Annotated in this window: 15 protein-coding genes; 6 read left to right on the top strand and 9 right to left on the bottom strand. The window is 70.2% G+C overall.

Going from position 1 to position 15244, the window contains the following annotated elements; genetic code table 11:
* Positions 1–190: 190 nt before the first annotated feature.
* The 9 genes from AB0J72_RS10090 to AB0J72_RS10050 all read right to left on the bottom strand — a co-directional run bounded on the left by AB0J72_RS10090 (position 191) and on the right by AB0J72_RS10050 (position 9730).
* On the bottom strand, positions 191–2377 hold the full coding sequence (locus AB0J72_RS10090) for a glycosyltransferase (protein WP_363397039.1): 2187 nt from the start codon (positions 2375–2377) through the stop codon (positions 191–193).
* Positions 2378–2450: 73 nt separating this feature from the next.
* Complete coding sequence (locus tag AB0J72_RS10085) at positions 2451–2795, bottom strand: hypothetical protein (protein ID WP_363397036.1); 345 nt, start codon at positions 2793–2795, stop codon at positions 2451–2453.
* Positions 2792–3178, bottom strand: coding sequence for a flagellar export chaperone FliS (fliS, locus tag AB0J72_RS10080; RefSeq protein ID WP_363397033.1), 387 nt, complete (start codon positions 3176–3178; stop codon positions 2792–2794). Before fliS ends, AB0J72_RS10085 begins: the two co-directional genes overlap by 4 nt.
* 32 nt (positions 3179–3210) lie before the next feature.
* Positions 3211–4569, bottom strand: coding sequence for a flagellar filament capping protein FliD (gene fliD, locus AB0J72_RS10075; RefSeq protein ID WP_363397030.1), 1359 nt, complete (start codon positions 4567–4569; stop codon positions 3211–3213).
* An 89-nt stretch (positions 4570–4658) separates the two neighbouring features.
* A complete protein-coding gene (locus AB0J72_RS10070) occupies positions 4659–5513 on the bottom strand; it encodes a flagellin (RefSeq protein ID WP_363397027.1) in 855 nt (284 codons plus the stop codon).
* A 249-nt stretch (positions 5514–5762) separates the two neighbouring features.
* Positions 5763–6617 (bottom strand): flagellin, encoded by an 855-nt coding sequence (locus tag AB0J72_RS10065; protein WP_363397024.1) that lies wholly within the window; start codon positions 6615–6617, stop codon positions 5763–5765.
* Positions 6618–6827: 210 nt separating this feature from the next.
* Complete coding sequence (locus tag AB0J72_RS10060; protein WP_363397021.1) at positions 6828–7685, bottom strand: flagellin; 858 nt, start codon at positions 7683–7685, stop codon at positions 6828–6830.
* Positions 7686–7851: 166 nt separating this feature from the next.
* Positions 7852–8721 carry a FliA/WhiG family RNA polymerase sigma factor gene (locus AB0J72_RS10055; RefSeq protein WP_363397018.1) on the bottom strand — a complete coding sequence of 290 codons (870 nt, stop codon included), beginning with the start codon at positions 8719–8721 and terminating at the stop codon, positions 7852–7854.
* 118 nt (positions 8722–8839) lie between these two features.
* Complete coding sequence (locus tag AB0J72_RS10050) at positions 8840–9730, bottom strand: FliA/WhiG family RNA polymerase sigma factor (protein WP_363397015.1); 891 nt, start codon at positions 9728–9730, stop codon at positions 8840–8842.
* Between the two features lie 163 nt (positions 9731–9893).
* On the opposite strand from AB0J72_RS10050, the gene flgN reads away from it, so the two are divergent.
* The 6 genes from flgN (at position 9894) to AB0J72_RS10020 (ending at position 15125) form a co-directional block, all read left to right on the top strand.
* Positions 9894–10376 carry a flagellar export chaperone FlgN gene (gene flgN, locus AB0J72_RS10045; RefSeq protein ID WP_363397012.1) on the top strand — a complete coding sequence of 161 codons (483 nt, stop codon included), beginning with the start codon at positions 9894–9896 and terminating at the stop codon, positions 10374–10376.
* The gene (gene flgK, locus AB0J72_RS10040; RefSeq protein WP_363397009.1) at positions 10377–11774 is read left to right on the top strand and encodes a flagellar hook-associated protein FlgK; all 1398 of its coding nucleotides are present in this window, start codon (positions 10377–10379) and stop codon (positions 11772–11774) included.
* An 8-nt stretch (positions 11775–11782) separates the two neighbouring features.
* Positions 11783–12679 carry a flagellar hook-associated protein FlgL gene (gene flgL, locus AB0J72_RS10035; protein ID WP_363397006.1) on the top strand — a complete coding sequence of 299 codons (897 nt, stop codon included), beginning with the start codon at positions 11783–11785 and terminating at the stop codon, positions 12677–12679.
* A gap of 45 nt (positions 12680–12724) precedes the next feature.
* On the top strand, positions 12725–13132 hold the full coding sequence (locus AB0J72_RS10030) for a flagellar assembly protein FliW (protein WP_360565960.1): 408 nt from the start codon (positions 12725–12727) through the stop codon (positions 13130–13132).
* Positions 13133–13202: 70 nt separating this feature from the next.
* Positions 13203–13445, top strand: a complete 243-nt coding sequence (gene csrA / locus AB0J72_RS10025; RefSeq protein WP_203847552.1) for a carbon storage regulator CsrA — start codon at positions 13203–13205, stop codon at positions 13443–13445.
* Positions 13446–13523: 78 nt separating this feature from the next.
* Positions 13524–15125, top strand: coding sequence for a methyl-accepting chemotaxis protein (locus AB0J72_RS10020; protein ID WP_363397001.1), 1602 nt, complete (start codon positions 13524–13526; stop codon positions 15123–15125).
* Positions 15126–15244 lie beyond the last annotated feature (119 nt).

The raw sequence follows: 15244 nt of genomic DNA, 5'->3' as shown, positions 1-15244 counted from the left end.
CGGCGCTGCTTCGGTTATGTCGACTCGCTCCGCTCACCGACATAACCGAAATGTCGGACATGTTCGCGCAGCGGACATGTCCGGGGAGGTTGACCGTCGGCGGAGGTTGACCGTCCGGCCGTTCGACGTGCCGCCAGGTCGGCCTTGCTGCGCGTTGGTGTCTGCGTGCCGGTGCTCAGTCAGCGGTGTCTCAGGCGTCGGCGAGCTCGATGGAGTCGGACACCTTCGGGGCGAGGATGCGCATCTCCTCCAGGACCGGGGCGCTCTGGTCGTCGGGCACCGCGGCGAGGGCCTCGTTCAGCAGCGGCAGCGCGGCCTCGTCGTGGAACATCTCCAGGGCGATCGCCGCCGCCAGGGTCCGCTCCCGTGGCGTGCGCCGCGAGTTGCCGGACAGGGCGAGCAGCGTGCAGCGCTCCGCGAACCCGTGCTGCCGCAGCCGTGCCGACCACTCCATCGCCCGGATCAGCGGGACCAGCCGACCGACCCGGGCCGCGACGGTCAGCACCGTCGGCTCGCCGGGGTACCGGCGCCACAACGCCTCCAGCAGCTCGTCGGCGGCCTCCGGCGGCGCCTCCGCGATGCCGAAGAGCAGCCCGCGCACCCCTTCGCGGGGCAGCAGCTCGGCGACCTCCGCGAGACTGCCGTCGGCGGCGCCCAGCACCTGCGCCATCCGGGCGACCGGCACCGGCACCCGCCCCTCCCGCAGGGACCGCCGCAGCTGCTCCGCCGCCTCCTGGTTGCGGTCCAGCCGGCTGAGCGCGTCGATGTGCAGCCCGGCGAAGCGGCCCTTGCCGACGCCGTACAGCAGGTCGTTCATGCCCGACTCCGGCAGCGCCGCGACGATCTCCAGGGCCCGCTCGTAGTCGCCCTCGGCGAAGCGCAGTTTGACCTCGTGCTCGTCGACGGTGAACGCGGTGCTGGCGATCCTGCGCAGTTCCTCGATGGTCTCGTTCGCCTCGGTCAGGCGCTTCAGCGCGAGGTACGCGTCGGCGAGGATCTTGAGGAACAGGACCCGGTGGCTGTTCTCCTTCGCCTGCTCCAGGCCGCGGCGGGACGTCTCGATGGCCTCGTCGATGTGCCCGGAGCCGATCTGGGCGCGGGCGAGGTTGCCGATGGCGGTGATCCCGCTGACGTCCTCCGCGGCGAGCTCCGCCAGCCGCAGGTTGCGCTCCGCCTTGCTCTTCACCGTCCTGCGCAGCGCGGTGTAGCCGACGTGGGTGAGCACCGCCGTGGTCAGCTGCGGGCCGACCATGGCGGTCCCGGTGACCCGGTCGACGACCTGTTCGTGCAGCCGCCCGTACAGGCGCGACGGCGACCTGCGGAAGAGCCGGGGGAAGTAGATGGTGCTGTGCCCGGAGCCGCCCTCGTGGCCCTCCTGGTTGTCGATGGTGACGAAGAAGGCCCGGGCGTCGCCGCCGGCGGCGACGGCCGCCCGCACCGCCTTCGCGTCGCCGGTGAAGATCTCGTCGGCGTCGACCCACAGCGCCCAGGTGCCGCGGCAGTGCTCCAGGCAGCGGTTGCGGGCGTCGCCGAAGTGCTCGTTCCAGTACCCCTCGACGACCCGGGCGCCGTGGGCGCGGGCGATCGCGACCGTGTCGTCGGTCGAGCCGGTGTCGTAGACGACGATCTCGTCGACCAGGTCGTGCAGCGCGTCCAGGGAACGGGCCAGCACGTCGGCCTCGTCCTTCACGATGAGCGCCGCGCTGATCAGCGGCGCGCCGGGCGCGTCGGTGAACTCGCCGCGCAGCCCGCAGTCCGTCGAGGCCACATGCGCCACCAGCGCCGCGTGCGCCACGGTGACCCGCCCCTGCACCGCGAGCCCGTCCCAGGGCAGGTCGGCGGTCGGCCCGCCGGCGATCGCGAGCGCGTCGCGGCGGATAGCCACGCACACGGGCCCGAGCCGGTCCACGTCGCTGAACTCGCCGCGATGGTCCTGCCGCCACTGCCTGGCGAACGACTTGAACGCCGCCGCGCTGGCCATCGCCTCCTTCGGCAGCTCGGCCTGCTGGGGGCCGAAGCTGTTGTGGCAGCGCGGGCCGGTGGCGACCACGGACGGGTCGCCGAAGGGCTCCAGGACGGGGTCGAGCCAGTGCGCGGACAGCACGACGTCACCGTCGACGAGCACGATGATCGGGTGGCGGGTCGCGTCGACGCCGGCGGCCCACCGCGCGGCGGCCCCTGCCCCGGCGGGCGACTCGATCACCTTCAGCCACTGCTCGCCGCGCAGGTCGGCGCGCAGGTCGGCGCGGTCCGACGGCAGCACGCAGACCACCTCGTCGCGCAGGCCGAGGGAGGCGCGCAGCGACAGCAGGCAGGCGTGGAAGTCGTCAGCGCTGCCCCCAGCGGCGACGATCACGGACACCGGGATGTGGGTCATGCCGATGTCATCGGCAGTTTCGGGCGCATTCGCAGTGCTTTTCGGTTGCGGGCGCTGTTCCGCCCCGGATCCTTCAGGTGCGGTTGTCCACGTAGACGGGCACGGTCTCGGCCGCCTCGCGGTGCAGCCGGTTGACCAGCCGCGCCTGCTGGCGGTTGCCGGCGATCGCGATCGTCAGCTCCCTGGAGAGGTCGAGCTGCCGTTGTACGAGCCGCCGCGCCCGGTCCGCGAGCGCGATCGGCAGCGGGCCGAGCCCTTCCGGCGGGCTGAACGTCACCGCCGTCACCGGTGCGGCCTCCAGCACGTCGCGGTGCCGCAGCATCTGCTCGACCTCGTCGGCCTCGAGCTCCATCGCGTCGAGCGCCGCGACCCACGCCTCGTCCCACTCGCCGCCGGCCTCGCCGGGGGCGGTGGTCACGGCCCGGACCCGATCACCTGCGCGGCCGCCTCCCGCCACGCGTCGCGCAACTGCTCGGCGAAGCTCTGCACGGCCTCGACCTTGCTCCGGTCACCGGTGACGTTGGCCTGGACCAGTTCGGTGATCAGGTAGCTGTACAGCGAGGCGAGGCCCGGCCCGCCGCTCCACGCGGTGGGGTCCAGCGTCGCCCGGAGCTCCATGATGATCTCCTGGGCGTGCTGGATCCGCGCCGACGCCGTCGGCCTGTCGCCCGCCTCCAGCGACTGGCCGGCGATCATCAGGTCGAGCACCAGCCGGTCGTACAGCATGACGAGCAGCCGGGACGGGGGAGCCGTCGCGACGCTGTCGCTGACGTAGCGGTTGCGCAGGGCTTGTGTGGTCATTCGATCTCCAGTGGCCTGAGGGGGAGCAGGACCTAACCGAGCGAGGCGAGCTGGCCGGACAGCCAGCTGCCCTGGTTCTTCAGCTTGCCGAGCGCGGTCTCCATGGCGCCGAACTGCTTCTGCAGCGTCGCCTGCCGCGCCTGCAGCCGGACGTCCCAGTCGTCGACGCGGTGGTTGAGGTCCGTGATCGCGTCGTTGCCACTGGTGATCAGCCGGGACAGCGTGCCGGTGTTGGTCTGGGTGGCGGTGTCCGCCACGCCGGACAGCTTGTCGGCGAGGCCCGTCTTCAGGGTGACGTCCGTCTGGGCGGTGTCGATGAAGAGCGCCTGCGTCTTCTCCGGGTCGGCGTCGAGCGCCGCGATGAACTTGGCCTTGTCGAACGTGAGCTGGCCGTCGCGGGTCAGCTCGATGCCGACGTCCTTGTAGCTGCCGTTGCTGGCGGTGCCGCCGGAGACGGTGTTGAGCACGTTGCTGGCGACCTGCGACATGATGCTGTTGCCGGCGAGGGGGCCGCCGGGGACCGAGCCGCTCTTGTTCTTGGTCTGGCTGGAGATCTCCGACAGCGCCTGGTTCGCCGCGTCGATCATGGCCTGGACCTTGCCGGCGATGCCCTCGTTGTCGCGGGAGACGGTGACGGTCACCGGCGGGTCGGTCGGCTGCTGCACCTTCGTGGCGGTGACGGTCAGGCCGTCCATCAGGTCCTTGAACGTGTTCGTCGACGACGTCACCTTCAGCGGGGTGGCCGGGTCGCCGACGAGCAGCTCGGCGTCCGCGCCCGTGGAGACGATCTGCTCGGCGCCGAGGGTGAAGGGGTTGCCGCCGCTGGTGAAGTCGAAGGTCGAGGCGGAGCCGGTCGTGGTCGACGTGAGCTGCATCGTGTACTGGCCGGGGGAGACCTGGAACGCGGTGGCCTTCACGCCGAGGTCGGCGGTCTTGTTGATGGCGTCGACGACGCCCTTGAGCGACGTGTCGGTGACGTTGACCGTCTTCGGCGTGCCGTTGACGTCGATCTGGAACGACGAGCCGCTCATGATCGTGTCGGTGGTCGCGGCGACCGTGCTGTTGAAGACGACCGCGTGGGCGGCGGCCAGCTTGTTCACGCGGAAGGACAGCGCACCGCTCTGCGCGCCGGTCGACGTCGTGGTCGCGGTGGCGGCGTCCGAGCTCGACGTGGCGACGCCGCCCTTCCAGGCGGTGGGGTCCACCAGCGCCTTGGACGCGGTGAGCAGGGCCTTCATCTTGGTGTTGATGCCCTGGTACGCGGTGACGACCTTCTGCTGCGTGGCCACCTTGGCCTTGAGGGCGGTCTGTGGGGCGGCCTCGACCTGCATCAGCCCGCTGATGACCGACGAGGTGCTCATGCCCGAGATCAGGCCGTCGACGCTACCCATGGTGGAACCCCCTAGAAGAACTGCAGAAGAACTGCGAAACACGCGTGCGGGGAGGAAACCTCGGTCCCCTCCCCGCCTTACGAGCGCTGTCAGCGCAACAGCGACAGCACGTTCTGCGGCGCCTGGTTGGCCTGGGCCAGCATGCTGGTGCCGGCCTGGGTCAGGATCTGCGATCTCGTGAACGAGACCATCTCCTGGGCCATGTCCGTGTCCCGGATCCGGGACTCGGACGCGGACAGGTTCTCCACGGCGACGTTCAGGTTGTTGATGGTGTGTTCGAACCGGTTCTGGTACGCACCGAGCGTCGCCCGGGCGGTCGACACGCCCTTGATGGCCGTGTCGATCGCGGTGATCGCCGCGGAGGCGTTGGTCACCAGGTCCAGCGCGTCGGTCCCCAGGCCGGTCGAGTCGAAGCCGGTCACGGCGACCCCGCCGAAGGCGGCGGTGCCGAGACTGACCGTGATCTGGTCCGCGGACGCCGTGTTGGCGCCGACCTGGAAAGTACCCGTGTAGCTTGCCGTCGGGTCGAGCAGCTTCTGCCCGCCGAAGGCGGTGGTGGTCGCGATCCGGTTCAGCTCCTCGTTCAGCTGCGTGAACTCGGTCTGCGCGGCGGTCCGCGCGTCGGAGTCCTGCGAACCGGTCGAGGACGCCTGCACGGACAGGTCGCGCATGCGCTGCAGGATGGAGTGCGTCTCGGTGAGCGCGCCTTCAGCGGTCTGCACGACCGAGATGCCGTCCTGCGCGTTGCGGACCGCGACCTTCAGGCCGCCGATCTGCGAGCGCAGGCCTTCGCTGATGGAGAGGCCGGCCGCGTCGTCCGCGGCCCGGTTGATCCGGAAGCCGGACGACAGCTTCTCCAGCGACTTGCTCATCTGGTTGTCGGTCACCGACAGGTTCCGGTAGGAGTTCTGCGCGGCGATGTTGTTGTTGATCCTGAGCCCCATGACAGTTCCTCCTTGAGCTCGGTCCGGCCCTCCGTGGCCTGTTCACGGGGCAGATCGGCCGAGTTTGAAAGGAGTTGAGGAGAAAGGCTTGAGTGCGCCGCGCAGCGGCGCATGGGGGGCCGCGGGGTGGGAACCCCCCGCGCGGGACCCGCCGCTCGCGGTGGGGCGGCTGGAGACTGGCAGGGCACGGCGCCCTGGGTGGGTGCCGTGCCCTGTCATGCCCTCGTCAGGCCATCGACTCCAGCTCCTCTAGCGCAGCAGGGAGAGGACGTTCTGCGGCGCCTGGTTGGCCTGGGCCAGCATGCTCGTGCCGGCCTGGGTCAGGATCTGCGAGCGGGTGAACGACACCATCTCGGAGGCCATGTCCGTGTCCCGGATGCGCGACTCCGAGGCGGACAGGTTCTCCACGGCTGTGTTCAGGTTGTTGATGGTGTGCTCGAACCGGTTCTGGTATGCACCGAGCGTGGCCCGAGCGGTCGAAATACCCTTGATCGCCGTGTCGATCGCGGTGATGGCCGCCGACGCTCCCGTCACGAGGTCGAGCGAGTCGACCCCGAGGCCGGTCGAGTCGAAGCCGGTAACGGCGACCCCACCGAAGGCGGCGGTGCCGAGGTCGACCGCGATCTGATCGGCGGACGCCGTGTTGGCGCCGACCTGGAAAGTACCCGTGTAGCTTGCCGTCGGGTCGAGCAGCTTCTGCCCGCCGAACGACGTGGTGGTCGCGATCCGGTCCAGCTCAGCGTTCAGCTGAGTGAACTCGGTCTGCGCGGCCGTGCGCGCATCGGTGTCCTGCGAACCCGTGGACGACGCCTGAACGGAGAGGTCACGCATACGCTGCAGGATCGAGTGCGTCTCGGTGAGAGCACCTTCAGCGGTCTGCACGACCGAGATGCCGTCCTGCGCGTTGCGCACCGCGACCTTCAGGCCGCCGATCTGGGACCGAAGACCCTCGCTGATCGAGAGACCTGCCGCGTCGTCGGCGGCACGGTTGATCCGGTAACCCGACGACAGCCTCTCCAGCGACTTGCTCATCTGGCCGTCCGTGACCGACAGGTTACGGTAGGCGTTCTGAGCAGCGATGTTGTTGTTGATGCGAAGACCCATGAAGTTCCTCCTTGAATCGGGTCACTGGCCGGGCCATCCGTGGCCCGGTCGTTCTCAACATCGGCACACGGTCGTGCCGCATAAGGCTTCTGGGCAGGAATTTCCCGGCAAAAACAGTGGCGGCGCCCCCGTGGGTGGGGGCGCCGCCGTGTGTCATCGACTGAGGAGGATGGTGCGTGTGTGTGTTGTCCGTGTGGTTGGGGGGATCTGTCAGCGCAGCAGGGACAGGACGTTCTGCGGCGCCTGGTTGGCCTGGGCGAGCATGCTGGTGCCGGCCTGGGTCAGGATCTGCGAGCGGGTGAAGGACACCATCTCCTGGGCCATGTCCGTGTCGCGGATGCGGGACTCGGACGCGGACAGGTTCTCCACCGTGGTGTTGAGGTTGTTGATCGTGTGCTCGAACCGGTTCTGGTACGCACCGAGCGTCGCCCGGGCGGTCGACACGCCCTTGATGGCGGTGTCGATCGCGGTGATGGCGGCCGAGGCGCCGGTCACCAGGCTGAGCCCGGCGGTGCCGAGCCCGGTCGAGTCGAAGCCCGTCACGCCGGTGACGCTGCCGAAGGCGGCGGTGCCGAGGTCCACGGCGATGGAGTCCGCCGTCGACGTGTTGGCGCCGACCTGGAAGGTGCCCGTGTAGGCGCCCGCCGGGTCGAGCAGCTTCTGGCCGCCGAAGGACGTGGTGGTGGAGATGCGGTCGAGCTCGGCGTTCAGCTGAGTGAACTCGGTCTGCGCGGCCGTGCGCGCATCGGTGTCCTGCGAACCCGTGGACGACGCCTGAACGGAGAGGTCGCGCATGCGCTGCAGGATGGAGTGCGTCTCGGTGAGCGCGCCTTCAGCGGTCTGCACGACCGAGATGCCGTCCTGCGCGTTGCGCACCGCGACCTTCAGGCCGCCGATCTGGGAACGCAGGCCCTCACTGATCGACAGGCCCGCCGCGTCGTCGGCCGCGCGGTTGATCCGGTAACCGGACGACAGGCGCTCCAGCGACTTGCTCATCTGGCTGTCGGTCGTCGACAGGTTCCGGTACGCGTTCTGCGCGGCGATGTTGTTGTTGATACGAAGACCCATGGTGATTCCTCCTTGATCCGGGCCGTGGTGCGCGAGCCGTCCTTGGCTCGCTCGCCGGTGACATCGGCGTCAGCGTCCGGGGCATGAGGAATCTGCGGAGGAAATATTCCGCAACTCAACTATAACTGCGAAAGCCCCGGTTCCGCAGCGGAACCGGGGCTTTCGGTCAGAGGTTGAACGGGATGCCGAGGGCCGTCGTGTGCGCCAGCCGGGCGCTCAGGTCGCCCTGGCCGGCGATCTGGCTGTAGTAGGCCTCCCGCCGGCGCGCGACGCAGCCGCCGGCGCGCTCCTGCGCGTCCAGCAGGTGCGGGTCGAGATGGTTGTTGAGCCCGTCGCGGAGCAGCATGAGCGCCTCCGCCCGCAGCTGGCTGACCCGGCTCTCCGTCACGCCCAGCTCGCGGGCGATGTCGTTCATCGGGCGCTCCTCGAAGAAGTACGCCGTGACGACCGCGCGCAGCCGCTCGGGCAGTGCGCCGATCGCGTGGTGCAGGTAGCCGATCCGCTCGCGGTGCAGGATCAGGTCCTCGGGCCCGGGGGTCCGCTCGGGGACGAGGTCCTCGGCGGTGCCGGCGGTGAAGCCCTGCAGCGACAGCACCACGGCCCGCTGGACGTCGTCGTCGATCGTCTTGAGCTCTTCCGGCGCGATCCCGAGGGCCTCGGCGAGCTCCGTCTGGGTCGGCGTCCGGCCGAGGGCGGCGGTCAGCTCCTGGGTGGTCGTCTCGACCTTGCGGGCGCGGGTGCGCACGGAGCGGCTGGCCCAGTCGAGGCCGCGCAGCTCGTCGAGGAGGGCGCCGCGGATGCGGGTGGTGGCGAAGCTGCCGAAGGGGATACCCCGGGCGGGGTCGAAGCCCTTCGCGGCGTGGGCGAGGGCGGCCATGCCGGCGGACACGAGGTCCTCGCGGGACACGTGGGCGGGCAGCCGGCCGAGCATCTCGCGCACCAGGTGCCCGACGAGGGGCAGGTGCGCGCGGACGAGGTCGTCCCGCTCGCGGGCGGTCGTGGTGCTGGTGCTGCGTTCCTGGATGGTGACAGTCACGGCAACCTCTTCGTGGCAGGAGTGGGTCTTCGTGGGCCGGGGAAACCCCGGCAAGATCCAGCCTCTGTCACTTTGGGTACACAAGAGGTCGCACTGGGTTGCTAACAGGTTGTTGTCCTCAGGCGGCCTCTCCCAGGCCGGAGGTGGGCATACCGAGCGCCGTCGTGTGCGCCAGCCGGGCGCTCAGGTCGCCCTGTCGCGCGATCTGGCTGTAGTACGCCTCCCGCCGGCGGGCGACGCAGCCGTTGCCCCGCTCCGGGGCGGTCAGCAGCTGCGGGTCCAGGTGGTTGTTGAGCCCGTCGCGCAGCAGCACGAGCGCCTCGGAGCGCAGCTGGCTGATCCGCGACTCGGTGACGCCCAGCTCCGCGGCGATGTCGGTCATCGGCCGCTCCTGGAAGAAGTACGCGGTGACCACGTACCGCAGCCGCTCCGGCAGAGCGTTGACGGCGTGGTGCAGGTAGCCGATCTTCTCCCGGTGCAGGATCAGGTCCTCCGGGCCCGGGGTCCGCTCCGGCACGAGGTCCTCGGCGGTGCCGGCGGTGAAGCCCTGCAGCGACAGCACGACCGCGCGCTGCACGTCGTCGCCGATCGACTTCAGCTCCTCGGGCGCCACGCCGAGCGACTCGGCCAGCTCCGCCTGCGTCGGCGTGCGCCCCAGTGCGGCGGTCAGCTCCTGCTGGGCGAGCTCCACCTTGCGGGCGCGGGTGCGCACGGAGCGGCTGGCCCAGTCGAGGCCGCGCAGCTCGTCGAGGAGGGCGCCGCGGATGCGGGTGGTGGCGAAGCTGCCGAAGGGGATGCCCCGGCTGGGGTCGAAGCCCTTCGCGGCGTGCGCGAGCGCCGCCATCCCGGCCGAGATCAGGTCCTCGCGGGACACGTGCGTAGGCAGCCGGCCGAGCATCTCGCGCACCAGGTGCCCGACGAGGGGCAGGTGGCTGCGCACGGCGGCGTCCAGTTCCGCGGCGTTCAGGGAGGTCCGGGTCTCGGTCTGGGCTTCGCTGGTGACAGTCACGGCAACCTCTTCGTGGCAGGAGTTGGTCGAGAACCAGCCTCGGTAGCCACGGGTGCAGGTCGCGGTGACGCAAAGTTGCGGGGAGGTTGTACTCAAGCCCCTCATCGACCTGCCGACCTCTATGGGTGAAGCGATCGATGACACGGTGAAGGGCGGAGCGGGCATGGGGCTGGCGGATCTCGCGAGCATCCTGTGGCGGGAACGCGAGATGCTGGAGCTGCTGCTGTTCAAGCTCGAGGAGGAGCAGCTGGTGCTGGCCGGTGGGCGCACCCGATGGCTCGCGCACGCCACCCGCGAGGTCGAGGTCGTGCTGGAGGAGATCCGGCGCACGGAGGTCGTCCGGGCCGCCGAGGTCGAGGCGATCGGCGCCTCCCTCGGGCTCGGCCCGAACCCGAGCCTCAGCCAGCTCGCCGAGGCGTCCCCGGCGCCCTGGTCGGACCTGCTCAACCAGCACCGCATGGCGTTCCTGACGCTGACCGCCGAGGTCAGCGCGCTCGCCGAGGCCAACCGCGACATCCTCACCACCGGCGCGCGGGCCGCCCGCGAGACGATGCTGGCGGTCGCGGGTTCCGTCGAGACCTACGGGCGGAAGGGTCAGACCGTCGGTTCGACCCCCCGCAACCGGCTGATTGACGAGGCGATGTAGATGAGTACCTTCTCCGGCCTGAACACCGCGCTGTCCGCGCTCTACGCGCAGCGCCGGGCGCTGGACATCACCGGCCAGAACATCGCCAACGTCAACACCGAGGGCTATTCGCGGCAGCGGGTGGAGCTCACGCCGGTCGAGAACGTGACCGAGCCGGCCCGCTACTCGCAGTCCTCCGGCGTCGGCGACGGCGTCAGGATCACCGGCGTCACCCGGCTGCACGACGAGTTCATGACCAACCGGACCCGCTCCGAGCGCGGCCTCAACGAGTACCTCCAGGCGCAGAAGACCGTCTACGCCAACGTGGAGCAGGCGCTCGGCGAGCCCAGCGACACCGGGCTGCAGGCGCAGCTGTCGGACTACTGGTCGGCCTGGTCCGACGTGGCGAACCGCCCCGGCGACACCTCGGCCCGCACCCAGCTGCTCTCCCGCGCCAACACGGTCGCCGGGTCGATGCGCACCACCCGGGCCAACCTGGAGCAGCTGTACTCCGCCACCCGCGAGCAGCTCACCGCCGACGTCGACGTGGTCAACCAGACCACCGCCTCGGTCGCCGACCTCAACGCCCGGATCGCCCTGGCGAAGGTCGCCGACATGCCGACGAACGAGCTGACCGACAAGCGCGACCAGCTGGTGCTGCGGCTGTCGGAGCTGACCGGCGCGACCGCCCGGCCCAAGGAGGACGGCACCACCGACGTGCTGCTCGCCGGCGCCGTGCTGGTGCAGGGCGACACGACCCGCGAGCTGGTCGCGTCCGGCTCTCCCGCCGTCGACGGCCGGCTCGTCGCGCCGTCGACGGTGACCTTCAGCGACGGCACGGCCGTGTCCATCTCCACCGGCCGGATCGCCTCGCGGCTGGAGTCGCTCACCACGACCATCCCGAACGCGGTGACGGGCCTCGACACGGTCGCCGGCCTGCTCATCCAGACCGTCAACGACCAGCACGCCCAGGGCTGGGACATCACCGTGGTGCCGCCCGCCACGGTCCCGACGCCGCAGCAGGGCGGTGACTTCTTCTCCGGCACGAACGCCCGGGACATCGGCGTGGCGATCACCGACCCGACGAAGGTCGCCGCGTCCAGCACGTCGAGCAACCCGTTCCAGGGCGACAACGCGACCGCGCTGGCGGACCTCGCGAAGGACCAGACGGGCGCCGACGTCACGTACCGCAACTACGTGGTCGACATCGGCATCGCGGCGCAGACGGTCAACCGGCGCGCCGACGCCCAGCAGGTCATCTCCGACGACGTGACCGCCGCCGAGCAGGCGGGGTCCGGCGTCAGCCTCGACGAGGAGATGACCAACATGCTGCAGTTCCAGCGCGCGTACGAGGCGGCGGCGAAGGTCATCTCGGTGGTCGACAGCACGCTCGACTCGCTGATCAACATGAAACGGTAGGGGAACGGATGCCCGGCTTCCGCGTCACGGAACGCTCCATGGCCAGCAACACGCTGGCGAACCTTCAGGTCAATCTGTCGCGCAACCAGCAGCTGCAGAACCAGCTGTCCAGCGGCAAGCTCATCACCAAGGCGTCGGACTCGCCCGGCGGCGCGGTGATCGCGATGCAGCACCGTGCCGACGTGGCGACGCTCAACCAGTACTCGCGCAACGCCGACGACGGAATGGGATGGCTGAACATGGCCGACACGGCCCTGAAGAGCGCCTCGACGCAGATGAACCGCGCGCGCGAGCTGGTGCTCTCCGGTCTGTCGAGCGGCTCGGCCGGCAGCCCGGAGGCGCGCGAGGCGATCGCGCTGGAGGTCGACAACCTGCGCGACTCGATGATCAACCTCTCGAACACCACGTACCTCGACCGGCCGATCTTCGGCGGCAGCACCCCCGGCGCGATCGCTTACGACAAGAACGGCGACTACAAGGGCGACGACGGTAAGATCAACCGTACGATCAGCGGTAACGCCACCGTCCGCGTCGACACCGGCGCCGAGGACGTCTTCGGCCCGGAGGCCGGCAACGGCAACGTGTTCAAGCTTCTCGGCTCGATCGCCGACCACCTGCGCAACAATCCCGCGGGCCTGCAGTCGGACCTCGCCGAGGTCGACACGGCGCAGAAACGCATCCAGGCGGGCCTCTCCGGAGTCGGCTCCAGATACAATCAAGTGTCCGAAATGCAACAAACCGCCCAGAACCGGGTGCTCGATCTCAAGGCGCAGCTGTCCGATGTCGAGGACATCGACCTGCCGAAGACGATCACCGAACTCGCCCTGCAGCAGACCGCCTACCAGGCCGCTCTCGCCGCCACCGCGAAGGTGATCCAGCCTTCGCTGGTCGACTTCCTGCGGTAGGCCCGCCGCCAGCACACACGTGAGGAATCCATGAGCGTCGCGACCGTGGGACAGCCAGAGACCACCACGCTGCCGGTGATCGACTTCGTTGCGCCGATGCCGGGCTTCCCGGACGACCGCCGGTTCGTGCTCGTCCGCCTGGAGGACACGGGCACGCTGTACGCCCTGACCTCCGTCGACTCCGCCGGCCTGCGGTTCCTGGTGGTGCCGCCGGCGCAGTTCTTCCCCGACTACGCGCCGGAGGTCGACGACGACGCCCTCGCCGCCCTCGGCGTCAGCGACGCCGAGGGGCTGCTGGTCCTGCTCGTCGTCACCGCCGGCGACGGGGTCCAGGACGCCACGGTCAACCTGATGGCGCCCATAGTGCTCGACCAGCAGAGTCGCCGCGCGGTGCAGCTGGTGCTGACCCGCAGCGGCCTGTCCGTGCGGCAGAAGCTCGTCGCCGTCGCCTGATCGGGTCTTTCACCCCGGACAACCGGCATATCGGGTACTGTTCGCGTATCGCCCAGCGAAGGAGCGGCTTGTGCTCGTCCTGACCCGACGTCCCGGGGAAAGCGTGATGGTCGGTGACGACGTCGTCGTCACCGTGCTCGACGTGCGCGGCGACGTCGTGCGGCTGGGCATCAAGGCGCCGCGCAGCATCCAGGTCCATCGCGAAGAGGTCTACCGCGAGCTCCAGAAGGTCAACCGCGAGGCCGCGTCGCCCAGCGACGTCGCCGTGCGGGCCCTGAGCCGCATGCTCCGCGCCGACGTCGAACAGCAGTAGCGGGTTCAAACCCGACTTCTCAGGACGTCCCCGCCGATGCCGATAGGCAGGTGGGTAACGCCTCGAGAAGGGCACGTCATGGGCGCTCTGCGCAACTGGCTCCGAAACCGGCCGATCGCCGTCAAACTCGGCGTCGTCCTCGCGGTCGCCCTGGTCACCGTCGGCGCGCTGCTCTTCGTCGGGGTGCGTGCCCTGACCGACGGCGAGGAGCGGGCCCGCGAGCTCGAGCACATGGGCAAGCTGACCCGCGAGACCCTCGAGGCCGACATGGCCCACGACGCGATCCGCGGCGACGTGCTGCGCATGCTCCTGGCCGTCTCCCGCGGCGGCGACACCGGCACCGAGGCCGCCGAGGTGTGGGCCGACCTCGCCAACCACAGCGACATCCTCGGCGGTGTCCAGGCCACCTTCACCGCCCCGGGCATGGACGCCTCCGTCCGCACGGCCGCGCAGGCCGTCGCCCCGGCGATCGCGAACTACATCGACCTCGCCGGCCAGACGGTCACCGCCGCGGCCGGCGGCGACCGCAACCCGGCGGCGTACGCGAAGTTCCAGACCGCCTTCTCCGAGGTGGAGGCGAAGCTCCCCGGCGTCAGCGACGCCCTCGAACGGCTCGCCTCGGCCGCGTCGAAGTCCGTCGGCGACGAGCGCGACCGGGCCGTCCTCCTCCTCTCCACCGCGGGCGTCATCGGCCTGCTGCTCACCGTCGCGATCAGCTGGCTCGTCATGCGCGGCATCGTCGTGCCGCTGCGCGACGTGTCCTCCGTGCTCAACGGCATGGCCGAGGGCAACCTCTCGCGCACCTCGGCGGTCAGCTCCACCGACGAGGTCGGACTGATGGCCCGCGACCTCAACCGGGCCATCGACAGTGTCCGCAGCACCGTGCAGGCGCTGTCCACGTCGGCGCGCACCGTCGCCACGTCCGCCGACGAGCTGTCCGGCGCGTCACAGCGGATCGTGTCGGCGGCCGCGCTCGCCAGCGACCGGGCCGGCGCGGCCAACCACGCCGCCGGCGAGGTCTCGCAGAACGTCGACACGCTGGCGTCGGCGAGCGAGGAGATGGGCGGCTCCATCGCGGAGATCTCCCGCAACGCCAACGACGCCCTGCGGGTCGCCGGCGACGCCGTCAGCATGGCCGACCAGACCAACGCGATGATGTCGCGCCTCGGTACCTCGTCCGTCGAGATCGGCAACGTCGTCAAGGTGATCACGTCGATCGCCGAGCAGACCAACCTGCTCGCCCTCAACGCCACCATCGAGGCCGCCCGCGCCGGCGACGCGGGCAAGGGCTTCGCGGTCGTCGCCGGGGAGGTCAAGGACCTCGCCCAGGAGACCGCCCGCGCCACCGACGGCATCAGCCGGCGGGTCGAGCAGATCCAGGCCGACGCCGAGCACGCCATCGAGGCGATCAGCGAGATCGGCTCGATCATCGCCCGCATCAACGACTTCCAGGTCACCATCGCCAGCGCCGTCGAGGAGCAGACGGCCTCGACCCAGGAGAGCAGCCGGACGGTCAGCGACGTCGCCGTCCGTACCGGCGAGATCGCCGCCACCATCGCGGACATCGCCGAGGTGGCCGGGCGCAACACCGCGGAGGCGGACACGTCGCTCGCGGCGGCCCGCCAGCTCGCCGGCATGGCCGAGGACATGAACGCCCTGGTCGCCCGCTTCCGTATCTGACGCTGCCGGCCTTCCGTTCCGGCGCTGCTCGCAGCCTCCGTTCCGCGCTGCTCGCAGCCTCCGTTCCGCGCTGCTCGCGGCCTTCGTTCTGGCGCAATCGGCAGACGTTAGGGCCTTCA

The sequence above is a fragment of the Dactylosporangium sp. NPDC049742 genome, assembly GCF_040674675.1.
Classification (GTDB): Bacteria; Actinomycetota; Actinomycetes; order Mycobacteriales; family Micromonosporaceae; genus Dactylosporangium; species Dactylosporangium maewongense.
This window is presented reverse-complemented; position numbering and strand designations above follow the sequence as displayed.